Annotated in this window: 29 protein-coding genes; 1 reads left to right on the top strand and 28 read right to left on the bottom strand. The window is 40.7% G+C overall.

The genetic code is table 11. The annotated features are described in order from the left end of the window. Positions 1-8 precede the first annotated feature (8 nt). From atpG to AC1ECF_RS12475, 28 genes are all read right to left on the bottom strand, one after another. Positions 9-869 (bottom strand): ATP synthase F1 subunit gamma, encoded by an 861-nt coding sequence (atpG, locus tag AC1ECF_RS12610; protein ID WP_480389781.1) that lies wholly within the window; start codon positions 867-869, stop codon positions 9-11. Between the two features lie 45 nt (positions 870-914). Continuing rightward, positions 915-2,423, bottom strand: a complete 1,509-nt coding sequence (atpA, locus tag AC1ECF_RS12605) for a F0F1 ATP synthase subunit alpha (RefSeq protein ID WP_480389780.1) — start codon at positions 2,421-2,423, stop codon at positions 915-917. A 27-nt stretch (positions 2,424-2,450) separates the two neighbouring features. After that, a complete protein-coding gene (locus AC1ECF_RS12600) occupies positions 2,451-2,987 on the bottom strand; it encodes a F0F1 ATP synthase subunit delta (protein ID WP_480389779.1) in 537 nt (178 codons plus the stop codon). Then, positions 2,984-3,511 carry a F0F1 ATP synthase subunit B gene (gene atpF, locus AC1ECF_RS12595; protein WP_480389778.1) on the bottom strand — a complete coding sequence of 176 codons (528 nt, stop codon included), beginning with the start codon at positions 3,509-3,511 and terminating at the stop codon, positions 2,984-2,986. Before atpF ends, AC1ECF_RS12600 begins: the two co-directional genes overlap by 4 nt. 142 nt (positions 3,512-3,653) lie before the next feature. Further along, positions 3,654-3,878, bottom strand: a complete 225-nt coding sequence (gene atpE / locus AC1ECF_RS12590) for a F0F1 ATP synthase subunit C (protein ID WP_480389777.1) — start codon at positions 3,876-3,878, stop codon at positions 3,654-3,656. Between the two features lie 63 nt (positions 3,879-3,941). After that, a complete protein-coding gene (gene atpB / locus AC1ECF_RS12585; protein WP_480389776.1) occupies positions 3,942-4,652 on the bottom strand; it encodes a F0F1 ATP synthase subunit A in 711 nt (236 codons plus the stop codon). A 26-nt stretch (positions 4,653-4,678) separates the two neighbouring features. Beyond that, positions 4,679-5,053 carry an ATP synthase subunit I gene (locus AC1ECF_RS12580; protein WP_480389775.1) on the bottom strand — a complete coding sequence of 125 codons (375 nt, stop codon included), beginning with the start codon at positions 5,051-5,053 and terminating at the stop codon, positions 4,679-4,681. A 6-nt stretch (positions 5,054-5,059) separates the two neighbouring features. Further along, the gene (locus AC1ECF_RS12575) at positions 5,060-5,278 is read right to left on the bottom strand and encodes an AtpZ/AtpI family protein (RefSeq protein ID WP_480389774.1); all 219 of its coding nucleotides are present in this window, start codon (positions 5,276-5,278) and stop codon (positions 5,060-5,062) included. A 207-nt stretch (positions 5,279-5,485) separates the two neighbouring features. After that, positions 5,486-6,598, bottom strand: coding sequence for a non-hydrolyzing UDP-N-acetylglucosamine 2-epimerase (gene wecB, locus AC1ECF_RS12570; RefSeq protein WP_480389773.1), 1,113 nt, complete (start codon positions 6,596-6,598; stop codon positions 5,486-5,488). Positions 6,599-6,613: 15 nt separating this feature from the next. Then, positions 6,614-7,243, bottom strand: coding sequence for a uracil phosphoribosyltransferase (upp, locus tag AC1ECF_RS12565; protein ID WP_480389772.1), 630 nt, complete (start codon positions 7,241-7,243; stop codon positions 6,614-6,616). Between the two features lie 295 nt (positions 7,244-7,538). Further along, positions 7,539-8,768 carry a serine hydroxymethyltransferase gene (glyA, locus tag AC1ECF_RS12560; protein WP_480389865.1) on the bottom strand — a complete coding sequence of 410 codons (1,230 nt, stop codon included), beginning with the start codon at positions 8,766-8,768 and terminating at the stop codon, positions 7,539-7,541. Positions 8,769-8,794: 26 nt separating this feature from the next. Beyond that, positions 8,795-9,337, bottom strand: a complete 543-nt coding sequence (locus AC1ECF_RS12555; protein ID WP_480389771.1) for a TIGR01440 family protein — start codon at positions 9,335-9,337, stop codon at positions 8,795-8,797. A gap of 20 nt (positions 9,338-9,357) precedes the next feature. After that, positions 9,358-9,798: a ribose 5-phosphate isomerase B gene (rpiB, locus tag AC1ECF_RS12550; protein WP_480389770.1), complete on the bottom strand. Its 441-nt coding sequence runs from the start codon at positions 9,796-9,798 to the stop codon at positions 9,358-9,360. A gap of 733 nt (positions 9,799-10,531) precedes the next feature. Further along, the gene (locus AC1ECF_RS12545) at positions 10,532-11,857 is read right to left on the bottom strand and encodes a methyl-accepting chemotaxis protein (protein ID WP_480389769.1); all 1,326 of its coding nucleotides are present in this window, start codon (positions 11,855-11,857) and stop codon (positions 10,532-10,534) included. 2 nt (positions 11,858-11,859) lie between these two features. Then, positions 11,860-12,300: a low molecular weight protein arginine phosphatase gene (locus tag AC1ECF_RS12540; protein ID WP_480389768.1), complete on the bottom strand. Its 441-nt coding sequence runs from the start codon at positions 12,298-12,300 to the stop codon at positions 11,860-11,862. Between the two features lie 57 nt (positions 12,301-12,357). Continuing rightward, positions 12,358-12,861 (bottom strand): manganese efflux pump, encoded by a 504-nt coding sequence (locus tag AC1ECF_RS12535; RefSeq protein ID WP_480389767.1) that lies wholly within the window; start codon positions 12,859-12,861, stop codon positions 12,358-12,360. A gap of 90 nt (positions 12,862-12,951) precedes the next feature. Next, positions 12,952-13,977, bottom strand: coding sequence for an L-threonylcarbamoyladenylate synthase (locus AC1ECF_RS12530; protein ID WP_480389864.1), 1,026 nt, complete (start codon positions 13,975-13,977; stop codon positions 12,952-12,954). A gap of 71 nt (positions 13,978-14,048) precedes the next feature. Then, positions 14,049-14,582: a stage II sporulation protein R gene (locus AC1ECF_RS12525; protein WP_480389766.1), complete on the bottom strand. Its 534-nt coding sequence runs from the start codon at positions 14,580-14,582 to the stop codon at positions 14,049-14,051. Between the two features lie 45 nt (positions 14,583-14,627). After that, the gene (gene prmC / locus AC1ECF_RS12520) at positions 14,628-15,482 is read right to left on the bottom strand and encodes a peptide chain release factor N(5)-glutamine methyltransferase (protein ID WP_480389765.1); all 855 of its coding nucleotides are present in this window, start codon (positions 15,480-15,482) and stop codon (positions 14,628-14,630) included. Continuing rightward, positions 15,475-16,554 (bottom strand): peptide chain release factor 1, encoded by a 1,080-nt coding sequence (gene prfA, locus AC1ECF_RS12515; RefSeq protein WP_480389764.1) that lies wholly within the window; start codon positions 16,552-16,554, stop codon positions 15,475-15,477. The genes prmC and prfA overlap by 8 nt, the downstream gene beginning before the upstream one ends. Before the next feature lie 950 nt (positions 16,555-17,504). Beyond that, the gene (locus AC1ECF_RS12510) at positions 17,505-18,077 is read right to left on the bottom strand and encodes a thymidine kinase (protein WP_480389763.1); all 573 of its coding nucleotides are present in this window, start codon (positions 18,075-18,077) and stop codon (positions 17,505-17,507) included. A 96-nt stretch (positions 18,078-18,173) separates the two neighbouring features. Then, positions 18,174-18,377, bottom strand: coding sequence for a 50S ribosomal protein L31 (rpmE, locus tag AC1ECF_RS12505; protein ID WP_480389762.1), 204 nt, complete (start codon positions 18,375-18,377; stop codon positions 18,174-18,176). A gap of 169 nt (positions 18,378-18,546) precedes the next feature. Continuing rightward, positions 18,547-19,830 carry a transcription termination factor Rho gene (rho, locus tag AC1ECF_RS12500; RefSeq protein WP_480389761.1) on the bottom strand — a complete coding sequence of 428 codons (1,284 nt, stop codon included), beginning with the start codon at positions 19,828-19,830 and terminating at the stop codon, positions 18,547-18,549. Between the two features lie 119 nt (positions 19,831-19,949). Beyond that, entirely contained in the window at positions 19,950-20,912 is a 963-nt protein-coding gene (gene glpX / locus AC1ECF_RS12495) for a class II fructose-bisphosphatase (RefSeq protein WP_480389760.1), read from the bottom strand. 113 nt (positions 20,913-21,025) lie between these two features. Next, entirely contained in the window at positions 21,026-22,303 is a 1,278-nt protein-coding gene (locus tag AC1ECF_RS12490; protein WP_480389759.1) for a UDP-N-acetylglucosamine 1-carboxyvinyltransferase, read from the bottom strand. 19 nt (positions 22,304-22,322) lie between these two features. Next, the gene (gene fsa, locus AC1ECF_RS12485) at positions 22,323-22,970 is read right to left on the bottom strand and encodes a fructose-6-phosphate aldolase (protein ID WP_480389758.1); all 648 of its coding nucleotides are present in this window, start codon (positions 22,968-22,970) and stop codon (positions 22,323-22,325) included. A gap of 81 nt (positions 22,971-23,051) precedes the next feature. Beyond that, complete coding sequence (locus tag AC1ECF_RS12480) at positions 23,052-23,909, bottom strand: class II fructose-bisphosphate aldolase (protein ID WP_480389757.1); 858 nt, start codon at positions 23,907-23,909, stop codon at positions 23,052-23,054. 162 nt (positions 23,910-24,071) lie between these two features. Beyond that, the gene (locus tag AC1ECF_RS12475) at positions 24,072-24,428 is read right to left on the bottom strand and encodes a response regulator (protein WP_480389756.1); all 357 of its coding nucleotides are present in this window, start codon (positions 24,426-24,428) and stop codon (positions 24,072-24,074) included. A gap of 230 nt (positions 24,429-24,658) precedes the next feature. On the opposite strand from AC1ECF_RS12475, the gene AC1ECF_RS12470 reads away from it, so the two are divergent. After that, a complete protein-coding gene (locus AC1ECF_RS12470) occupies positions 24,659-25,177 on the top strand; it encodes a DUF2529 family protein (RefSeq protein WP_480389755.1) in 519 nt (172 codons plus the stop codon). Positions 25,178-25,368: the final 191 nt, after the last annotated feature.

The raw sequence follows: 25,368 nt of genomic DNA, 5'->3' as shown, positions 1-25,368 counted from the left end.
TATCCTTACTATTCTAGAGCCGCTGCACCGCCGACGATTTCCGTAATTTCTTGCGTAATCGCTGCTTGGCGAGCACGGTTATATACTAATGTTAGGTTGCTGATTAATTCGCTTGCATTGTCTGTCGCACTCTTCATGGCAGACATACGAGCAGCATGTTCACTTGCTTTTCCATCGAGTAATGCACCAAAAATTAGGCTTTCCGCATATTGCGGAAGTAATACTTCTAGAATTTCATCTGCAGATGGCTCAAATTCATAAGAAGCAGTTGTACCCGTTTCTACTGCAATATCCGAAAGTGGGAGTACTTTTTTCTCTGTAACCTCGTGAGAAATAGCACTTACAAAGTGGTTGTAGTACATATAAAGTTCGTCATATGTTCCATCCGTGAACATACCAACAGCTTTTCGCGCTATTTCTTTAATATCGGAGAAAGCTGGTTGGTCTGGTAACCCTACTATTGATCCGATTACATTCGAACCACGTTTAACGAAGAAATCATTCCCCATACGACCGATTGCAAAGATTACATACTCATCCTTAGAAACGTGTCTTTGTGCAATTGCATTGGAAACAGTACGTATAATGTTACTGTTGTATGCACCTGCTAATCCACGATCTGCAGTAATGACTAGGTATGCCGTCTTTTTCACAGGACGAGATGTTAGCATTGGATGACTAGCATCATGTGTACCGTTCGCAATAGATGCTACTACTTCTTGTATTTTCCCCATGTAAGGAACATATGACTTCGCATTTTCCTCTGCACGGTTCAACTTGGAAGCAGAAACCATTTGCATGGCTTTCGTAATTTGGCTTGTTTTCTTAGTAGACGTAATTCTTCCTTTTATGTCGCGTAATGATGCCACTGGTATTTCACCACCTTATCGTTTTTTTTCATTCAGATCTAAGAATTATTCAGATTTAGCGAAAGTCTTTTTAAATGCAGTGATTGCATTGTTTAAGTCTTCTTCTGAAGGAAGATCTTTAGTCGTACGAATATGATCTAAAACGTTAGTGTGGTTTGAATCTAACCAGCTGTATAGCTCTGCTTCAAAACGAGAAATATCTTTTACAGGAATATCATCTAAATGTCCGCGTGTTAGAGCGTATAAAATAACAACTTGTTTTTCCACTTTGATTGGATTGTTCAAGTCTTGTTTTAGTACTTCTACTGTGCGCACACCACGGTTAAGTTTTGATTGAGTAGCTGCGTCAAGATCTGATCCAAATTGAGAGAACGCTTCAAGTTCACGGTATGCAGCTAAGTCTAGACGTAGTGTACCCGCAACTTTTTTCATTGCCTTAATTTGTGCTGAACCACCAACACGAGATACAGATAAACCAGGATTGATAGCTGGACGTACACCCGAGAAGAATAGATCAGATTGTAAGAAGATTTGACCATCTGTGATAGAAATAACGTTTGTTGGAATATAAGCAGAGATATCTCCAGCTTGTGTTTCAACGAACGGTAAAGCAGTAATTGATCCCGAACCTAATGTTTCGTTCAATTTCGCTGCACGCTCAAGTAAGCGGCTGTGTAAGTAGAATACATCCCCTGGATATGCTTCACGACCTGGAGGACGACGAAGAAGTAATGAAAGCTCACGGTAAGCAGCTGCTTGTTTTGTTAAGTCATCATATACTACTAATACGTGTTTACCTTCGAACATGAACTCTTCCGCCATCGTTACACCAGCATAAGGAGCTAGGTAAAGTAATGGAGCTGGAGCTGATGCAGAAGCTGTAACTACGATTGTATATTCTAAAGCACCTTTTTTACGTAGTGTTTCTACTACGTTACGTACTGTTGATTCTTTTTGACCAATAGCAACATAGATACAGATCATATCTTGGTCTGCTTGGTTAAGAATTGTATCAATTGCTACAGATGTTTTACCTGTTTGACGGTCACCAATGATTAACTCACGTTGTCCACGTCCAATTGGTACAAGAGCGTCGATCGCTTTAATCCCAGTTTGAAGTGGCTCATGTACAGATTTACGTGCCATAACTCCTTGTGCTGGGCTTTCGATAGGACGAGTCTTAGTTGCTGCAATAGGACCTTGTCCGTCAACTGGTTGGCCAAGTGGATTGACAACGCGTCCAATCAATTCTTTTCCAACAGGTACTTGCATAATACGGCCAGTTCGACGTACTTCATCGCCTTCTTTGATGTCCGTGTATGGTCCAAGGATAACGATACCAACGTTGTTCGCTTCCAAGTTTTGTGCCATACCAAGTACACCAGTAGAGAATTCTAATAATTCTCCAGCCATGACGTTGTCGAGGCCATGAGCACGAGCGATACCGTCCCCAATAGTGATTACCGTACCAACTTCGCTTACTTTCATCTCAGATTCATAGTTCTCAATCTGCTGTTTAATCAAGACACTGATTTCTTCAGCTTTGATGCTCATGTATGTCACCTCTCATAATTCATAATATTAACCGATTAAATTACGTTTTAAGCGCTCAAGCTTTGTGCTCAATGTGCTGTCGTAAATTCGGTTTCCGATTTGAACACGCATTCCACCGATTAGAGATGGATCTACGATGTTGTGTATACGTAAGGATTGTTTTCCTACATTTTTAGCAAATGAAGCCGATACGCTTGCGCGTTCTTCTTCTGTCAATGCACGAGTTGTATAAACTTTTGCATCTGCTACACCTTGTGCATCATTAGAAAGTTCCATAAACTCAGCGATGATATTTGAAACCTCATCCAATCTTTTTTTATCTAATAACACTAGAAGTGTATTGATTACCATTGGATGTGCCTTTACGAAAACTTCACGAATTAGAGCTTTTTTCTTGTCTAAAGAAAGCTTTGGGGATGTGAAAATATCTTTCAAATCCTTGCTACCATTCCAGACAACGTTTAGCTCACGTAAGTCGTTTTCCACTGCAGGCAATTCATTTTTTTGTTGAGCAAGCTCAAACAATGCGATGGCATAACGTTTTGCTACAGTTGAATTACTCACTTAACTTCGCCTGCCTTCGCAATCGTAGCATGAATTAAAGCACGATTATCTTCTTCCGATACTTCTTTCTCCAGAACTTTCGCTGCTGCAAGTACAGAAAGTGAAACGACTTCTTCTCGTACCGCTGCAATCGCTCTTTCTTTTTCTGTATCGATTTCACGAATAGCAGATTCTTTCAAACGCGCAGCTTCCGCACGAGCAGTAGAAATAATTTCTTCTCGAGATGCTTCGCCTTGCTTCTTTGCATTTTCTACAATCGCCAATGCTTCTGTACGTGCTTCTTTTAATAAGTCACGTTGTTCTTCAAGTAAACGCTGTGATTCTTGACGGCTAGTTTCTGCAGCCTCGATTTCACTTGCGATTAATTCTTCACGTTGAGTCATAATTCCCATAAGTGGACCCCATGCCACTTTTTTCAGAAGAATCATAAGTAGGGTGAAGAAGAATAATGTAGCTAGGATGTCCCATACGTTTAAACCATTATGTGAACTTCCAGCTTGAAGTACGAGGTATTCAAAAGACACGATTGTTTCACTCCTTTCAAACGCTAATAAGAGATCTTTCTTCTATAAAGGTAAACTTTGAAGTTTATTTTCTATTTCAAATAGGTATTCATAAAGAGAATGGCGGATAATAGTTTCCGCCATTATAGACTTTGCTTATTGATTATGAGTTTAATGTAATGAACGCGATAACTACTGCGATAATCGGCACGGCTTCAACTAACGCTACCCCGATGAACATTACTGTTTGAAGAGCTCCACGAGCTTCTGGTTGACGAGCGATACCTTCTACTGTTTTAGAAACGATAAGACCGTTCCCGATACCTGCACCAAGTGCACCTAAACCAACTGCGATAGCTGCTGCTAAAAGACCAATTGAACCTACCATTGTTTAATTTCCTCCTTGGAATGTTGTTTTATTTTTTTCTGCCTAGTTTCCTAAACAGTTATATTAATGGTCTGACGACACTTTATGTGACATATAAACCATTGTTAACATAACGAAAATGAACGCTTGGATTCCACCAACGAAGATGGAGAAACCTTGCCAAGCCATTGCTGGAATAATAGCTCCTACGAAGCCCATAATTCCTGATGTTGCTAATCCTGCAAGTAGTCCTAAAAGAACTTCCCCTGCATAGATGTTTCCGTAAAGACGTAAACCGAGTGTCAACGTATTTGCGAATTCTTCGATAATTTTTAACGGAAATAGAAATGGGAGTGGTTGGAAATAATCTTTACCATACCCCTTGAAGCCTTTCATCTGAATACCGTAGTAATGTGTTAAAACGATAATCATCACAGCGAGCGTCATGGTGACTGTTGGATCTGCTGTTGGTGATTTCCACCAAAGGTCTCCGTTATAAGTGATTGAAAACGGTAGTCCTAATAAGTTCGCTACTGCGATAAACATAAGTAATGTAATCCCAAGAACATGGAATCTTCCACCTGTTTTCCAATCGAAGTTACTTTTGATAATCCCTTTCACGAAGTCCATAATCCACTCCATGAAGTTTTGCATACCAGTCGGTTTAAGCTTTAGGTTTCTTGTTGCAAAAAATGCAATTAAGAAAACGATAAGAGATGTAACAAATAACATTAAGATATTTGACCAGTTACCTGTCATGCCCCAAAGCACAAATTCTGGATTTGTGTGTCCCACGATTCTTTCACCTCTCTTTCAAATACTCATGGCTGATTTCTTGCATGAAACATTAACCGTTCTACTAAGAGTAGAACATAGGGAATCATTAATCCAATTACCGTGCTAATCAGGTGGATTTTTTCTGGGAAGGTGATGGCTAGTGCCACCGCAGCTACCCCCGATGCAAAACGAAGGGATGTCCCTAGTTTAGCACGTCCTTTACCACTTTCTATCACACGATCGAATTTCTCCATTCTACGGACTAGGATCCAAAAATTATACAGACCAAATATAGAACCAATTGCTAATCCTGCAAAAACAGTAGGATAAGGGGTGAATGCCCAGCCTAACACACATGCCGAGAGCAAAAAATATATGTACTTTTTCTGCCTCGCAAAGATACGTTGCATTTCTAACATTGATCTTTAGTCTCCTGAATCATATTTTCGAATGGTAGTAATGAGTGCTAGTATACCAATCGCAAGACCGGCTAATAGACAAATTACTAAAAAAACTGGAGCAGTGCTATATGTACGGTCTATCCACATTCCTGCAAATATCCCTAACAATATAGAACCAACAAGCTGTGAGAGAATCGCCGAATATATTGCTATCCCTTGTAACGGACGTCTAAAATGACGCATAAAAGTGCCCTCACCTTTTTTCCTTAATAAGTAAAAACTGTGAGTCTAGTAGAAAGTTGATACATCAAGTGTTTCAAGCATGAAACCCCTATCATGATTATCCTTTGTAAGCATACAATAGGGGCTTTTTGATGTCAATTGTTACAAGTGAAAAACTTCACTCAAAGAACTTTTTTGACATTTTATCGACAAATTTAAATTTTCATTTCATTCGTTCATTAAATATTTTTTCAAAAACTCAACGATTCTTTCGGAAGCTTTACCATCTCCATAAGGATTGCTAGCTTTGGACATTTTTTCATAAGCTTCTTTATTAGAAAGCAATTCGTTCGCCAATTGGAAGATTGTCTCTTCTTCTACTCCAGCTAGTTTTAGCGTCCCAGCGTCAATTCCTTCAGGTCTCTCAGTTGTATCTCTTAATACGAGAACCGGCTTTCCTAGAGATGGTGCCTCTTCCTGCACTCCTCCTGAATCAGTTAGTATAATGTGGGAACGGGCTGCAAAGTTATGAAAGTCTAGCACTTCTAAAGGCTCAATCAGGTGAACTCTGTCGTTTTCTCCTAGGATATCATTTGCAATCTCTCTAACAGCCGGATTCATATGAACTGGATATACGACCTGTACATCATCATGTAGTGCTAGCAAACGGTTAATCGCTCGGAACATATTACGCATTGGATCGCCGATATTTTCTCTACGGTGCGCAGTTAGAAGAATCATTCTGCTATCGGACAGTTTTTCTAAGATTGGATGTGAATAATCTTCTCTTACAGTAGTTTTCAATGCATCAATTGCTGTGTTTCCTGTCACAACGATAGTATCTGCTTTTTTGTTCTCTGCGAGAAGGTTTTGCTTCGATTTTTCCGTAGGAGCAAAATGAACATCTGCCATAACTCCTGTCAGCTGACGATTCATCTCCTCTGGGAATGGAGAGTATTTATTCCAAGTTCTTAAGCCTGCTTCTACATGACCAATTGCAATTTGGTTATAAAAAGCAGCTAAACTTGCAACAAAGGTTGTGGAGGTATCTCCATGAACGAGCACAATATCCGGCTTTGCTTCCTTCATCACAGCATCTAAGCCTTCTAGAGCACGAGTTGTAATTTCAACAAGTGTTTGACGGCTTTTCATCATATTTAAATCATAATCCGGAGTTATTTGAAACGTTTCCAGAACTTGATCAAGCATTTCACGGTGCTGGGCGGTCACCGTTACAATTGATTGAATCTCTGGATGCTTTTGTAGTTCTAGAACAAGTGGAGCCATTTTAATGGCTTCCGGTCTTGTCCCAAAAATGGTCATTACTTTCCATTTTGTCATGTAAACTGCTCCTTTTTATTTGGTTCCGAATAAACGGTCTCCTGCATCTCCTAAACCAGGAACGATATATCCGTGGTCGTTTAACTTTTCATCTAATGCTGCAATGTAGATATCCACGTCAGGATGAGCGTCTTGAAGTGCTTTTACTCCCTCTGGAGCAGCAATTAAACACATAAATTTGATGCTAGTAGCACCACGTTTTTTTAAGGAGTTTACTGCCTCGATTGCAGAGCCGCCTGTCGCAAGCATCGGATCTACTAGGATAAAATCACGCTCTGCCACATCTGCTGGAAGCTTTACATAGTACTCAACAGGTAGCAATGTTTCTGGATCGCGGTAGAGTCCGATATGACCAACCTTTGCAGCTGGAATTAGCTTTAAGATTCCATCCACCATTCCAATACCTGCTCGAAGAATAGGCACGATCCCAAGCTTTTTACCAGCCAATACCTTTGAAGTAGTTCGTTGTACAGGCGTATCTACCTCTGTATCTTCTAGTGGTAAATCACGTGTAATTTCGAACGCCATTAATGTCGCAACTTCATCCACTAGTTCACGAAATTCCTTTGTCCCAGTGTTGACGTCACGAATATATGTAAGTTTGTGTTGGATAAGTGGGTGGTCAAATACGTATACTTTTGTCATTTGGCATATCTCCTCTATTCATTTATTTTCAAATCCTATAAATTATAGCAAACAAACTACACTACATTCTAGTAATGTCATTAATTTCATTATTTCGCCTATTCGTCATCCGAAATTCAGAAAGTTCCCAACTAGGATGTTCTTTCTTGGCCTTAAGTATTCTTGCAGTGAAAGTAACACTTAAGTTAAAAACAATCTCATAAATACGAGATTCTATGTAGTAATAAATTATGCAGGTGTTCATTTCCAGCCTATTATAAAAAGGAGCCAGTTTCACCAGCTCCTTTTCGCCTAATTAATTATATAACGGAAATTTTTGTGTTAATGTTTGCACTCTTGATTTTGCTTCTTCTAATACGCTAGCATCCTCATGGTTTTTAAGAAGCTTCGCAATAATAGAAGCGATTTCTACCATTTCTTCTTCTTTAAAGCCACGAGAAGTAACAGCAGGCGTACCAATACGAACACCAGATGTGATGAACGGGCTAGATGTATCGAATGGGATGGTATTTTTATTTGCAGTAATGCCAGCCTCATCTAATACATGCTCTGCTACCTTACCAGTTAAGCCTAAAGCAGATACATCTAATAGCATTACATGGTTATCTGTACCACCTGATACAATACGAATGCCTTCTTTTGTTAGACTGTCTGCTAAAGTTTTTGCATTCGCTACTACTTGTGCTTGATATTCTTTAAACTCCGGTTGAAGAGCCTCGCCAAAAGCCACAGCCTTCGCCGCAATTACATGCATTAGTGGTCCGCCCTGAATACCCGGGAAGATTGTTTTGTCAATTTTTTTAGCAAACTCTTCTGTTGTTAAGATCAGTCCTCCACGAGGTCCGCGAAGCGTTTTATGAGTCGTGGAAGTGACGAAATGAGCGTGCGGAACTGGGTTAGGATGAAGACCAGCAGCTACAAGACCTGCAATATGTGCCATATCAACGAATAAGTAAGCTCCTACTTCATCTGCAATCGCACGGAACTTTTCGAAATCAATAACGCGAGAGTATGCGCTAGCACCAGCAACGATCATTTTCGGCTTGTGCTCTAAAGCAATTGCACGAACTTCTTCATAATCTATCATTTCCGTCTCTTTATTTACACCATATTCAATAAAATTATATTGAATTCCACTAAAGTTAACAGGAGAACCATGCGTCAAATGTCCACCGTGAGAAAGGTTCATCCCCAGTATCGTATCGCCAGGCTGTAGAGCAGTCATGTAAACTGCCATGTTTGCTTGTGAACCAGAGTGTGGCTGAACATTCGCATGCTCTGCACCAAAGATTTCCTTCAAGCGATCACGTGCAATATCTTCTACAACATCCACGTGCTCACATCCACCATAGTAGCGCTTGCCAGGATATCCTTCTGCGTATTTGTTGGTTAATACAGAGCCCTGCGCTTCCATTACTGCTTCTGATACAAAGTTCTCAGATGCGATTAGCTCGATATTTGCTTGTTGACGCTTTTTCTCTGCCAGCATTGCTTCATAAACTGCTTGATCTTGCTTTTCAATCATTTTCACATTCAGTTCCCCCTCTAATATCATCCGTAAAATGCACGAGCTCCACCTATTAGCTTAGGTCTAGTGTTGGCAATCGTCACAATTGCTTCTCCCACCTGCTTTATAGATGTTCGAATAGGCACCACAACAGGCTGCAGCTGCATCCCTATCATTGTTTGCCCAATATCTATTCCTGCCCTTGCTTGTACCTGCTCCACAACCACCGGGTCATCAAGCTGAGTATAAGCATAGGCTGACATTGACCCGCCTGCGTGAGCAATTGGGATCACAGCAACTTCCGGAAGTCGAAAGTATTGCTGAGCTTTCCTTTCTAATGTAACTGCCCGATTAATATGTTCACAGCCTTGAAAGGCCAAGTGAATTTTATGGCGGTCAGCAAATTCTTTTAAAGGTAGAAATAGAGCCTCTGCCACATCCATTCCCCCAGCAGTTCCTATCCTTTTCCCTATTACTTCAGAGGTAGAGCAGCCAATGATAAAAAGGTCTCCCTCTTGAAAATTAATTTGCTGCTCCACTTCCAGGAGAAGCTGTTCCATTTGCTGTTTCCACAAATTCGCTTCCATCTGAAATCCTCTTTTCTTTCTTACTTATTTTCTAAAGCTGTAATTTTTTCAATACGACGGGCATGGCGTCCACCTTCAAAGTCCTGAGCAAGCCAAGTTGCTACGATTTCTCTAGCTAATCCTGGTCCTATTACTCGCTCTCCCATCGCTAATACGTTCGAATCGTTGTGACATCTGGTTGCCTTTGCTGAAAATACATCATGTACTAATGCACAGCGGATACCTTTGACTTTATTGGCAGCAATGGACATACCAATTCCTGTACCGCAAATTAGAATACCTCGATCAAATTCTCCACTTGCGACTCCTTCTGTAACTGGAGTTGCATAGTCTGGATAATCAACAGAATCATCATTGTTAGGCCCAAAATCCTTATAGGACAGTCCAAGTTCTTCAAGCTGCTGAATAATTTCTTTACGAAGGTTGTTGCCCCCGTGGTCTGAAGAAATTGCTATTTTCAACTTGCTCCCTCTTTTCTGTTTAGTACTCGACATCATCATATCATTTTTTACAATAAAAAAATACAATCTTATTTACACTTAGTTACCAGGAAAAAAAGAACAGACTTTTGATTTTGAGAGGTATGCATGGTCTTAATTATTTTTTCACAATAAGCGTAAGCGGTAATAGAAATCATTAATACTGAAATAAAAATGAATGAGAACTCAAAGGTGCTTTCTTATTATTGAACCTCAAGGTTCTTCGCTGCGTCGGACGCTTTCCGGAGGCCAACAGGATGTTGGTCAGGAAAACGTTGTCACAGGATGTGACGATCTTAGTTTTCCATCCTTTAAATAAGCCATAGCCGAACGCTAACGCGTGCCGTCGCTATGTCTCACCTGTCTCCTTCCTCCCACCGGAGTCGCCGACACTGCTACGAACCAAGAGAGTTACCTACTTTAGCTAAGTTTTGAGAAATAAATTGTAAAAAGAATAGAACCTATAAAATATTACGATGCGAACTTAATTCCTCTTCCTTAATCAGATCCAGGTGCTGTTCACAAAGAATTCTAGATTACTGCTGCTTACTATTAAAAAAATAAATTTTTTCATATATAAGTTACAAAAAAGATTTAACTCCTAGAGACAGGAATATATTTATTACTTACCCTCACTAACTGCTCTTCTACATGAACTTTCCGTCTTTCTTCCAATAAAAAAAGATACCGAGAGTTATCTCGATATCTTTGCCATTTATTTTTCAGGAATAGAAGTGCGGTCAAATTGAGAAATTACTTTGAATAGTTCCTCCGATTGACGCTTCAAGTCTTCTGATAGCATGTCTATTTGTTCGATAGATCTTGCTTGTTCATCTGTTGCGCTTCTTACCTCTTCTGCTCCAGCAGATGTTTCTTCTGCTATCGCCGCAACCTCTTGCGATTGTTGAGCAGTCGATTCAATGTTCGTTAACTGTCTTTCTACTAATGAAGAAATTTCTACAACAGATTCTGCCATCTCATGAATCTGATTGGACATCCCCTCTACAGCAGCGTTTGTTTCAGATACTCGTTTCGCTTCGGATGCAGCAAAGCTTACTTGACTAGTCATTTGGTGGACCACCGTTTGGACATCCTGTTGAATCGCCAGTATGAGCCCTGAAATTCCCTGCACGGCCTTGGCACTTTCATCCGCTAGCTTTCTAACCTCTTCCGCTACTACAGCAAAGCCTTTCCCATGCTCTCCTGCTCGTGCAGCCTCAATGGATGCATTCAGTGCAAGTAAGTTTGTTTGTGCCGCAATATCTCCGACAAGCTGAATGATGCTTTCGACCTTCCCTGCATTCTCTTCCAACTGATGTATATTGCCTAATGCCGACTCATTGCCAGCAGCAATTTTTTGTATACCATTTACTAAGGATTGGATTACTTCCGTCGTTTGTGCCAGACCAGCAATCATGTCCTTTGATTGCACAGAGGACTTTTCTGCATGTTTGTTTACCTCTGAAGCTAGGATTCTTACATCCTCTACAGCTTCAGCCGTCTCTTGAACAGCAATCGCTGATTGTTCAGCTCCTTCTGATATCTGTGCGATAGTTGAAGCAATTGCTTCCGCCTGATCAGAGGCAACAGATGACTCAGTGGAGAGCCTTTGAACTGTATTATTTGTTTTATCGAAATTCTCTTCAATTCGTTGCACCATTTCTCGAAGATTTTCTAGCATAGATTGGAAGGCAACTGCAACAGAATGTATTTCATCTTTTGATTTAGGAACATCTACATCTATCCCTATTTTCCCCTCTGATGCAAGGTTTGCTACCTTCTCTAGGTTGAAAAGAGGTCTTATAATTAGGCCACTAAAAATATACGCCAGTAGACCAGACCAAAAGATTCCTAAACCATATGTAAGAATTTCAAATTGGACTGTTCCAAGTGGAAAGTTCGGCCAAGTTGACTGAATATATGGATGGACATAATTAATGAACAATGCACTTGTAGAATACGTTATAAGAGCTAAAATTGTAACAAATAGTACTATTTTCTTCTGAAGACCAAAAGTGTGCTTCTTCTTTCTTCCCTGCATTCTTACTCCCCCTGTAGCTTCTTCACCAGCTTATCTGTAAGTGTTTTCAGCTCCTCATAGGTTCTTTCGTAAATAAGCATATTCCCACCGTAAGGATCAGACACATCTTCTATATCGTCTGGCGTCACAAATTCTTTATACATATAGATCTTCGATATTGCTTCTGGGAATGAAAGAATAAGAGCGTGCTTATGGGAAGCTGTCATTGTTAGAATTAAATCTGCCCAATCCACCAAGGACTTTGTCACTGTTTTTGCTTTATGAGAATAAGGGACTCCCGCTTTATCTAGTGCTAATTGGCTGTTCATTGACATATCAGCACCATCAGCACCATATATACCTGCTGAGCGAACATCCATCCCTTCTATATTTCTCGCCTTTAGTATTGCTTCAGCCATAGGGCTTCTACAAGTATTTCCAGTACACACAAACAATATATTCATATAAATCATTCCTCATTTCTAGTATATAATAATCAGCGGCTAATTGCTTGAAAATTGTTAAATTTGTTGCAAAGTAGCTAGTCCCATTAATAATAAAACCAAACCTGCAAGCTTTGTTATTACAAGTCTATTCATCACCACGTTGTTATAGATAAGCTTTTGAGCAATAACGACAGAGAGAAAGGATAGGATCCCAGAACAGGATATAAAGAGCACTTGGTTTATCTTTAGCATACCAAACGATATACTCACTGAAAAGGAATCTAGGCTAGCAACTACTGCAAGCAAATAAGGAGGCATCAGTGGTTTTACCGTAGCTGACTTACTTACTAGCATTTGAACTCCTAATAAGGACAATAGAACACCCGATAGGTAAGGACTGGCATGCTCTAAATAAGTTTGGACAAATACACCCGCATAATAACCAAGTAAGGGGAAAAGCATATGTAAAGATGCTACCCATGCAGCTAACGTCCACATTTGTTTTTTATAGGATATAAGAGAAAACAAGATGAGAACATCCACTGATAACAACAAACTAGCTAGTATTTCACGCCACAAAAAAATCTCCCCCATCTATTCGCATAATAAAATGTATGCAAAGTAATAGGAGAGAATACGCTTATCCTAGTTTTCTGTTTAATTCTTTCCTTAATTGGGGAACCAATTTCCATTTGCCGCCTTTTCAAGCCTGTTCATAATTGCTTTTCCTATTCCCTGCTCCGGAAAAACTGGAATTAACACAACATCCACATCCGTTTTGTCGCAGAATCTGAGAGCTTCGTATAACAGATGTGCTGCCTTTTCCATGTCGGTAGCCTCCCCTAGTGTAAAGTAGCTATCTGCCTCCTCGTTAGCATACTGCTCTACTGAAATGAGTGCTACTTTCTTTTCTTCCTTATGTATTCTCTTAATGGCATCGCTTATTTTTTCTTGTGATGCTTCAATTAAAAAGACGGGAGCTTCTGGTGCATAATGAGCATACTTCATGCCTGGAGCTTTTGGTGAAGCGGATGAATCAGATAGTTTCGCTTCATTTACAGTACCAACCACTTTTTCCAGCATTTCCTTTGTTACCCCACCCGGACGCAAAATAGTGGGAGTTTCTAATGTAAAGTCAACAACTGTTGACTCTAAACCTAAACCTGTAATGCCTCCATCCAGTATCAAGGGAATTTTTCCGTTTAAGTCATTGAGTACATGAGAGGCCTTCGTCGGGCTAGGCTTCCCGCTTTTATTAGCACTAGGCGCAGCCACTGGTTCCTTTAATAACTCTAAGAGCTGGAGAGCAACTGGATGATCTGGCATTCTTACTCCAACCGTTTGTAGCCCAGCTGTTACATTATTAGCCAACACTCCCCGCTTCAATGGCAATATAACTGTTAAAGGCCCTGGCCAAAAAGCATCCATACAAGCTTTTGCTAGTTCTGGAACATAGTCTATGAAGTCTTCTAGCGTTGTACGATCTGCAATATGCACGATTAACGGATTATCCTGAGGTCTTCCCTTTGCTTCAAAGATTTTTGTAACAGCTTCCTCGTTTGTAGCAATAGCACCCAGACCATAAACCGTCTCTGTTGGGAACGCAACTACTTCGCCATTTTTGAGGTAATCCACAGCTTGTTTATAACCATATTGACTTGTGGATAAGTTGTCCACAGAAATTAGTTTGGTCATTTTCAACTATTCTCTCCTTTCTTGCTCGTTTATCCACAAATTGTGTATAACTCGCAACTAATTGTGGAAAACTATGTGGAAAACTTCTTCTTCAACCATTCCCACACGAAGAATTTTGGTTTTTCTTCTTTTTTTTCTTCTTCTTTATAGCAGACCTTCGGAAATAAAGCACACCACCAATTATCTCCTCTTGCCTTTCCAATTGAAATGACGATAGAATCCACATTAGCTTGAGGAAGTATAGTTCCATTCCACTCCTTCGGTGGAAAAAGAGCATCTCCTCTAGAAACTGTTATTTGTTCATTGTATTTATTAGAAAGAGTAGAAACCGCAGCCTCTAGCTCCTGCATCGTTTTGTCTGTATTTTCATAATAGTTCAGGAGTATCGGAGCGATTTGCTCCTTTACTTCCATTTTCATTTGTTGATCATAAGCAGTATTACTATTCGCAATTAACCGTACGCGAGTTCCTTCTGCTTCATCAGTTCCCTGGAATAGTAGGAATAAAACCATTTGAATTACTAGTAGTGTCCAAACAAACAGTATGACAGCGTCTATTTTTTGACCAATTGAAGTTGCTCTTTTTATCTCGTAATCTGGTAACATGTAACATTCCTCCCTTAGGAACATTGTTACCAATAGATTCATAAGTTATTCAGCAATTGTACAAAAAACAAAACGATTTTTTCCGTTTATATCCTGCACTACTTCGACCACGCCTTGTGGAAATGCTTGCTCTAGTAGCTTTGCAACAGCCGGTCCCTGTTCATAGCCAATCTCAAAACCTATTAAACCAGGGGATTTCATCATCCCTGGTAGCCCCTCTGCCATTCTTCTATATAGCTGGAGCCCATCCTCCTCAGCAAAAAGTGCCAAGTGAGGCTCATAATCAATGACTGTATCCGCTAGGGTCGGTGCTTCTTCATGTGCTATATATGGAGGGTTGGATACAATAATATCCCATTTTTCTGATTGAAGTGGCTCTAGAAGATCTCCCTCCCGAAAGCTTATCTGGGCATTGTGAAGCTGTGCATTATTTTTAGCAACCTCCAAGGCAGCTGAAGAAATATCCGTAGCCGTTACCTCCGTTTGTGGTATTTCTAGTTTCAGTGTCAAAGCAATTGCACCGCTACCCGTACCCACATCAGCGAGACGAATAGGCTTGTCTGAAAATAAAGCTGGAACTCGTTTTTTGATTTCCTCTATTAACTCTTCTGTTTCAGGACGAGGAATTAACACATGCTCATTCACTAAAAAATCTCTTCCATAAAAGGTTTCCTGACCAATAATGTATTGATAAGGTTTTCCTGTTATATGCTCTTCCACATAGCGCCAATACGTCTCAAAATCCTCTGTGGATATCTCGTCATACATAGATAGCATTAGCTGTGAATAATTTTTCCCAAGGACATGCTGCAATAAAAAACGGGCTACTCCTTTTTCACGATTATTTTCTTCTAAAAAAGAAGAAGCCCGGGTGAGGGCCTCATAAATTGTCTTAAACATTGGTATCGTTCATTCTTTCTAATTTATCTGCTTGGTCTGCGACAATTAAAGCATCGACTATCTCATCTAGTTTTCCCTCTAGAATTTGATCTAGCTTTTGAATTGTAAGACCAATACGATGGTCTGTTACACGGTTTTGTGGATAATTGTACGTACGGATACGCTCAGAGCGGTCCCCTGTACCAACTGCAGACTTACGTACTGCATCGTATTCGGCCTGTGCCTCTTGACGGAACTTGTCTGCCACACGAGCACGAAGAATTTTCATCGCTTTCTCGCGGTTCTTAATCTGTGACTTCTCGTCCTGCATTGAAACAGTGATCCCTGTCGGTAAATGCGTCATTCGAACAGCAGACATCGTCGTATTTACCGACTGTCCACCTGCACCTGAGGAAGCAAATGTATCTACTCGAACATCCTTTTCATGGATTTCTACATCTACTTCTTCCGCCTCTGGAAGTACTGCCACTGTCGCTGTAGAAGTATGGATACGACCGCCCGACTCAGTTTCTGGTACACGTTGCACGCGATGTGCTCCATTTTCATATTTCATTTTCGAAAAGGCATTGGCCCCATTGATCATGAAGATGATTTCCTTGTATCCACCTAAACCAGTTGGAGACGATTCCATCACATCCACTTTCCAATTTTGTGTTTCGGCAAAGCGACTATACATACGGAAAAGGTTCCCCGCAAATAGTGCAGCCTCATCTCCACCTGCTGCCCCACGAATCTCCATAATAACGTTTTTATCATCATTTGGATCCTTCGGAATTAACAGCACACGTAAGCGTTCTTCTAGCTCCGTAATTTGGCCCTCTAAATCATTGACCTCTTCCTTCACCATTTCACGCATTTCCGCATCCAATTTTTCCTCAAGCATTTGCTTCGCATCTTGATATTGTTGCTTTACATCTTTATATTCGCGATAAGCATCTACCGTCGCCTGAAGGTCAGACTGCTCCTTTGAATACTGCCTAAGCTTCTTCGTATCATTTACTATATCTGGATCACTAAGTAATTCGTTTAACTTATCATAACGATCTTCCACCGATTGCAATCGATCAAACATCGACCTCACCTCGTTCTAATTAAATGTTTACTAGCTATTTATTATAAAGAAAAAGTAACAGGCATGCTACTTTTTATGGCACTGAACTTGAAAGAATTATTTTTGGAACTGGACAGAAAAGTAAATCGCCTCATTCGAAAGTCCGGCTGAATAAGAGTAAATCCTCCGAACGAGAGTAACCGCCACTGGTCCTTCCGATAGACATAGGCCATGCACTTCCACCATCTAACCGAGAATAAATCCCGGCTATCCGAGAGTAAAACCCGCTCGAACGAGAGTATCGGCCTCCGGTATTCCCAGCGGACATAGGCTATGCCTTCCCCCATCTTATAACCGAGAGTAAATCCTGGCTTTCCGAGAGTAAATCTCGGTCGAATGAGAGTAAACCTTCCGAATGAGAGTAAACCTTGTCTATCCGAGAGTAAACTTTCTCCTAACGAGAATAAACCTCGAATATCCGAGAGTAAATCCCACTCGAACGAGAGTAACGGCCTCCGATGTTACCAGCGGGCATCGGTCATGCACTTCCACCATCTAACCGAGAATAAATTCCGGCCATCCGAGAGTAAATCTCGGTCGAACGAGAGTAAACCTTCCGAATGAGAATAAACCTTGGCTCTCCGAGAGTAAACTTCCTATGAACGAGAATAAACCCCAGTTAACCGAGAGTAAACTTCCTCCGAACGAGAATAAATCCCGAATATCCGAGAGTAAATCCCGCTCGAACGAGAGTAACGGCCTCGGGTCCTCCCAGCGGACATCGGCCATGCACTTCCACATCTAACCGAGAGTAACCGCGATTGCCACATAACTAGAAGACACAAGCCAAGCCTCCCAATTAAATTCCCAATCTACCTCTCCAAGTCTCCCCTAACTCTCTGTCCGAGATACTCTTCGTATCTATAAATAATTCGTCACTTTTAGTAATAAGTGAAATCCCAACCAAGCTATCACAATGGTGGATTGGCGTGACACTTACGGCAAACTGGATAGTAAGAATCATTCCCACCGATTTGGATTTGCTCGCCTGTATAGATTGGCTTGCCAGATTCGTCCACACGTAGGTTCATAATGGCCTTGCGCTGACAGAACCAGCAGATTGTTTTCATTTCTTCAATTTTGTCTGCATAGATCAGCATGTATTTGCTGCCTTCAAACATTTCGTTTTGGAAATCGTTTTTCAAGCCAAATCCCATAACTGGTATGTCTAGCTCGTCCACGATTTGAGTTAGCTGAAGAACGTGCTCCTTCTTCAGGAATTGCACTTCGTCTATTAGGACACAGTAAGGCTTTGGAGAATACTCCTTTACCATTTCGAATAAATTCGTATCGTCAAAGATAGCAATTGCTTTTCTTTTAAGGCCGATTCTACTCGATACATGACCAACCTCGTCACGGTCATCTATTCCAGGTGTGAAAATGAGGACAGGCTTGTTTTGTTCTTCGTAGTTATGTGCAACTTTTAGAATTTCAATGGATTTTCCGCTGTTCATAGCGCCGTGCTTATAAAATAATTGAGCCATGGTATGGTATATCTCCTTCATCTATGTATTTGCATGAATTACTTCTAACAAAAATACCTGCAAAGCACCGGGTGCCTTACAGGTATTTTGCTTTTATTATTCTTTAATTCCGTATTTTTTGTTGAAGCGATCAACACGGCCATCCGCAGCTGCGAATTTTTGACGTCCAGTGTAGAATGGGTGACATTCGTTACAGAACTCGACTTTGATGTCTGATTTTACAGAACCAGTTGTGAAAGAGTTTCCACAAGAACAAGTTACTGTTGCTTCTTTGTAATCTGGATGAATTCCTGCTTTCATCATTATCTCTCCTCTCGCCCTGAACCATCCGGAACAGAGTTGGTTATGAAACTGATACCTTACACGATCCGTATTACTGTCAACCGTATATGTAGCAGAAATGTGTGAACTCACAATGAACATAATAACATGTCTTACTTATATATACAAGCGGTTGATTTTGAAAAAATTATAGGGATACTTTTCCGCTACGGTGCGCTTTCATCTCTTCTGCAAGCTGTTCAAAGAATCCTTCGTTCGTCTTCGTTTGACGTAATTTTCTTAGGAAACGTTCTGCAAAATCAGGAGAATCTGAGAAGGTTTTTCTAATCGCCCAAAGCTTATCTAGTTGATCTTTTGGAATCAATAGCTCCTCTTTACGAGTACCAGAGCGTCGGATATCGATTGCTGGGAAAATACGACGTTCTGCTAGGCTTCTATCTAGATGAAGCTCTAAATTCCCTGTTCCTTTGAATTCCTCATAAATTACTTCATCCATACGTGACCCGGTATCAATTAAAGCAGTTGCTAGAATAGTTAAGCTTCCGCCCTCTTCAATATTTCGTGCTGCACCGAAGAAACGCTTCGGACGATGGAATGCAGCAGGGTCAATACCACCTGAAAGAGTTCTTCCGCTTGGAGGAATAACCAAGTTATAGGCGCGTGCTAAACGTGTAATAGAATCCATTAAAATAATAACATCTCTTTTATGTTCTACTAGACGCATGGCTCTTTCTAGAACTAGCTCTGCCACCTTCACATGGTTTTCAGGTACTTCATCGAAAGTGGAGCTTACAACATCTGCCTTAACAGAACGTTCGATATCCGTCACCTCTTCAGGACGTTCGTCGATTAATAGGACAATTAGCTCTGCATTTGGGTGGTTCGTTGTAATGGCATTCGCAATCTCTTTAATTAATAACGTTTTCCCTGCTTTAGGGGGAGCTACTATTAAACCACGTTGCCCAAACCCAACTGGTGCAACCAAGTCCATGATTCTAGTAGAAAGTTTTTCAGGTGTCGTTTCAAGCTTTACATGACGATCCGGATATAAAGGTGTAAGACCAGGGAAATGTACACGTTCCTTTGCAATCTCTGGGTCCTCCCCGTTTACTAGCTCCACATGCAAAAGGCCATAGTATCGCTCACTTTCCTTTGGTGGGCGTACCTTTCCTGTTACTTTATCTCCGTTTCTTAAATCGAATCTTCTAATTTGAGAAGCCGAGATGTAGATATCCTCTGAGCTTGGAGAGTAGTTAATCGGACGCAGGAAGCCAAATCCCTCCTGCTGGATAATTTCCAATACTCCCTCCATAAAGAAGAAGCCTTCTTGCTCAGCACGAGATTTTAAAATAGCAAATATTAGTTCCTTTTTTGATAACTTGCTATACGCAGGAATCTTATATTTTCTTGCTAGGGCATAAAGCTCTTTTAACGTCATGTTTTCCAATTCATTGATTGTTGTTTGTGTCATAAGCACGCACCACTCTTTTTATTTTTTTCTTTGCATTGTTTGGGTTAATTTAGATGAAGTAAATATTAGAGGATATCCGGCAGAGCTTAGTCTGCCGGAAATTCTTTGGAAAGTTCAAATTAAAGAACAAGATTTGGTTTTTTGTTTAAGCTATGGCGCCCTTCTACAAATCGAATTGTTCCGGATTTTGCACGCATAACAATAGAATGTGTAGAACTAAATGCTCCTTTGAATTGTACCCCACGTAAAAGCTCGCCATCCGTTACGCCTGTTGCAGCAAAAATAGCATCATCGCCTTTTACCAAGTCTTCCATTCTAAGCACTTTGTTTACGTCTAATCCCATTTTAATACATCTTTGAAGCTCTTCATCACTTTGTGGAAGCAGTCTCCCTTGAATTTCTCCACCTAGGCATTTTAAACCTACAGCAGAGATAACTCCTTCAGGTGCTCCTCCTGAACCAAAAAGAATGTCTACACCAGTTTCATCAAATGCAGTATTAATAGCCCCTGCCACATCTCCGTCTGTGATTAGCTTAATACGTGCTCCAGCAGCTCGAATCTCTTCGATGATTTTTTGATGTCTAGGTCTGCCTAAAATGGTAGCAACTACATCCTCTATATCCTTGTTTTTAGCACGTGCAACAGCTCGTAAGTTATCAATTACAGGTGCATTAATGTCTACTTGTCCAACTGATTCTGGACCAACCGCTAACTTATCCATATACATGTCTGGCGCGTGAAGAAGGTTTCCTCGGTCTGCCACCGCAAGAACAGCTAGTGCATTCCAGCCTCCAGAAGCAACGATATTCGTCCCCTCTAATGGGTCAACAGCGACATCTACTTGCGGTCCACCTGAACCATGTCCAAGCTTTTCTCCAATATAGAGCATCGGTGCTTCGTCCATCTCACCTTCCCCAATCACTACTACACCCTCCATTGGGATAGTATCAAATACGGTTCTCATTGCGCTTGTAGCAGCATCATCTGCTTCATTCTTTAATCCGCGTCCCATCCAGCGAGCAGATGCTATCGCTGCTGCTTCCGTTACACGGACTAATTCCATTGATAAACTACGTTCCATTTTCTTTGTGCCTCCCGATTTACGGTCTTGTTGCTTCCGCTCTGTTTTACTTTCTGTACCATTGTAGCACATTTGTCAAATATGAAAAGCAGGTATTTCCTGATAATAGGAGCCTATTCGCTCTCCAGCTCAATTTCCTTTATGGTGACTTTACGAACATCCGCACCTAGGCCTCTTAGCTTATCAATAAGGGAGCTATATCCACGCTCAATGTGGTAAATATCTTGTATTTCTGTCTCTCCATCTGCAATTAGCCCAGCTAATACCAAGGCAGCGCCTGCACGTAAATCACTTGCCCGTACATTGGCAGCCTCTAATTTAACAGGTCCTGTAATAATAGCAGTCCTTCCATCTACACGACCGATTGCATTCATTCTTCTTAGTTCATCGATTTGCTTGAAGCGAGCAGAATAAATAGAGTCAGTAATTACAGAAGTACCGGTAGCCTGTGTCATTAAAACAGAAAAGGGCTGTTGTAGGTCAGTTGGGAAGCCTGGATAAACAAGGGTCTTCACATCGACAGCTAGTAAATTGCTGGATTTAGGAATAAAGATTTTTTCTTCATGCTCCTCTACTTGAACCCCCATCTCTCGTAGCTTAGCTGTTAATGCTTCCACATGGAATGGGATGACATTATCGATAGTGACACCATCTCCCGTCAAGGCAGCCATAATCATAAATGTTCCAGCTTCTATACGGTCTGGTATAATTGTGTGCTTTGTTCCATGAAGTTCCGGAACACCATCAATTCTTATGACATTTGTACCTGCACCTTTGATTTTGGCACCCATATTGCTAAGAAGAGTAGCCACATCAATTATTTCCGGCTCTTTTGCCGCATTTTCAATGATTGTACGGCCCTTTGCCATTACCGCTGCAAGCATAATGTTAATGGTCGCCCCCACGCTAACTACGTCTAGATAGATCTTGGAGCCAACCAATTCATTTGCTCTTAAGTAAATTGCACCGTGCTCATTACTTACTTGAGCTCCAAGTGCCTCAAAACCTTTTATATGCTGGTCAATCGGTCTTGGTCCAAGATGGCAGCCGCCAGGTAAACCAATCGCCGCTTTTTTAAATTTGCCTAACAGCGCTCCCATCAAATAATAAGAGGCCCTTAGTTTTTTTATATTTCCATTTGGAAGGGGCATGTCTACAACCTCTGTAGGATCAATTACCATCGTACCGTCTTGAAAGGTAACCTTCGCTCCTACCTCTTCCAATATTTCTTTCAAGGTCCAAACGTCTGATATTTCCGGTAAGCCTTCAATTGTAACTGGAGAATTCGCCAGCAAGGAGGCAGGAATAAGCGCTACAGCACTATTTTTTGCCCCACTCACTTTTATCGTACCTTGGAGCGGTTTTCCTCCTCTGATTTTGTATACTTCCATATGTTTCTCCTTCATCTTGTTACTGGTTCTGACGATTTTTCCAATCTGCTAGAAACCCTTCAATTCCTTTATCAGTTAAAGGATGATTGAATAATTGTTTCAATACTTTGAAAGGAGTAGTAGAGATATGTGCACCATTGAGGGCTGCATCCGTAATATGCTGTGGATGTCTGATTGAAGCAGCAATGATTTCTGTATCAATATTATGAATATCAAAGATCTGAGAGATTTTTGCAATTAATTCCATTCCATCATGTCCGATATCATCTAGTCTACCTAAAAACGGCGAAACATATGTTGCACCTGCACGAGCAGCAAGCAATGCTTGGTTCGCACTAAAGATAAGCGTAACATTTGTTTTGATTCCTTCCTTGCTAAACACGGAGCACGCCTTTAAGCCTTCCGGAGTCATTGGAAGCTTTACTGTAATATTTGGCGCAATCGCAGCAAGCTCTCTACCCTCTTTAATCATTCCTTCAGCGTCTAATGAAATAACCTCTGCACTTACAGAGCCATCTACTAATTCTGTAATTTCACGAAGTCTGTCGTGGAAAGAAATATTTTCTTTCGCCACTAATGATGGGTTTGTTGTAACTCCGGAGATGATTCCCCAAGAGTATGCTTCTTTAATTTCTTCAAAATTCGCTGTATCAATAAAAAATTTCATCTTCCTTATATCCTCCTCATGATGGAAAAACAGGAGAAGCGCCCATTGGACTCTTCTCCTTTGTTTCTATTTATATGGCAATTATGCTTTGTTAGAGCTTCCAAACTCACGCATTTTACCAATAACTGTTGTTTTAATTGCCTCGCGAGCTGGTATTAAATATTTACGTGGATCGTATTGTGTTTCATTTTCCGCTAAATATTGACGGATTGCTTTTGTTGCAGCAATTTGGTTTTCCGTGTTCACATTGATTTTGGCAGTACCTAGAGAAATGGCACGCTTAATATCATGAGTTGGGATCCCCGTACCTCCGTGAAGAACCAATGGTAAATCCGTCAGTTTGGAGATTTCCTCCATTTCCGCAAATCCAAGGTTTGGTTCCCCTTTATAAGGACCATGCACAGATCCAAGTGCAGGTGCTAAGCAATCAATCGCAGTGCGTTTCACTAATTCTGCACACTCCTGTGGATCAGCATAGATAACTCCATCAGCCACCACATCGTCTTCTTGACCACCTACTGTACCCAATTCTGCTTCTACTGAAACATTTTGAGCATGAGCATATTCTACCACTTTTGAAGTGATTTCTATATTTTCTTCAAAAGGATGGTGTGAAGCATCAATCATAACAGAGGTAAAACCAGCATCAATTGCTGCTTTACATTTTTCGTAGGATGAACCATGATCCAAATGAATCGCTACTGGAACAGTAATTTTATAGTCTTCCATAAGTCCTTTTACCATATGTACTACTGTAGTGAAGCCTCCCATATACTTGGCTGCTCCTTCTGAAACACCTAGAATTACTGGAGATTTTTCTTCCTCTGCAGCTTGGAGAATTGCTTGAGTAAATTCTAGATTATTAATATTGAATTGCCCAATCGCATAGCCTTCTTGCTTTCCTTTTTGTAGCATTTCTTTCATCGATACTAAAGCCATCCAAACGGACCTCCTTGATGTATAGTGTGTTATATAGTTGAAGTACAACAGCAAAGGAAATTCAGGAGATTCCCAGATAAAGCCGATGTTGGTTGCCTTCACTTTTCATACCCAATCATAACAAAAGCAAGCGATGTTTTCCACTGCCTGCTGATGTACTACTTATTTTAGTAAATTATTCACAGCGTCTCTTACTTCAAATATATCGAAGGGCTTTGTAAAATAGAGGGATGCTCCCAAATCCATCGCTTCTTGGATGAGATTTAGTTCTCCATACGCTGTCATCATCATAACCGGTAAGCTTGGATAGCTTTCTTTCAACCTTGTTAAAATTTGAATTCCATCCATTCCAGGTATTTTCATATCTAGTAATACGCCGTGCAGATTTTTCTTACTGGCTATTTCCAGTGCTTCACGTCCGCTTGACGCCAAGCTTACCTCATACCCCTCCTGCACAAATACCTCCTTAAGGAGCATCCGGATACCAACTTGATCGTCTACAATCAATAAATGCTTCAATGATTGACAACCCCTTTTTTCTATATTTCCCCTTATCAACCTTATTCGCTAATCGTTTTACATTTCCTTCTAGCCAATAAGTTGTTTCATAGAAACAGGAACTTATTACTGTATAGTATACTTTTTTTAGGTATTTCGGGAATGAAATTCATCTTTCTTCCTCATAGAACCAACTACCTTGATGAGTATTTTAACAGAAAAGATGTATAATGATTTTTGAGGTGAAAAAAATGAAGATGTTCGTTACTCAATTAACTGGATTACTACAACGAATTGCTACTTCTGAGGAAGAAAACATAGAGGATACTGCAAGACTTTTAGCTCAAGCTCGTGCAGGGGAAGGAAATATCTACTTTGCTACTTTTGGTGAGATGGAAAGTGTACTTACCAATGCTATTCAAGCTGCTGAACCTTTCCCACGGTTAAAACGCTGGTCACCTGATGTGGAACTAGATCGATCTGATCGCGTGTGGATAATCACACGTTCCTCCAAATACGAGGAGGCCCTCACATTAGCAAGAAAGCTCTACGATTCGTTCATCCCCTTTAGCGTGATGGCAAGCGAAGCACCTGGAGAGGAAAACGAGCTTTCTGAGTTGGCATACACCTATATATCCTTAAAAATCACAAAGGGCATACTCCCAGCCGAGGATGGCTCACGCGTAGTTCAACCACACAGCCTTGCAGCTATGTTTGTTTACGAAGCAGTGAAATGGAAACTAGACGAGATGTTTGGAACTGAAGAATAAATTCTTTAAAAGAATCCTTCGTATTATCTAATCAAAGGTTCAGTTAATGGAAAAGAATACAGTATATAGGAACACCAATAGAACAGCACTTACGATTTTATATTTTTGATGAAATGAAGTGACCCCTAAAAGTTAGACACGGTTATTTCATCTAGGCAGCTTGTGTAAAATGAGTTCGGTATTGTACCGGA

It is taken from the genome of Psychrobacillus sp. Z3-81 (assembly GCF_056620325.1).
This window is presented reverse-complemented; position numbering and strand designations above follow the sequence as displayed.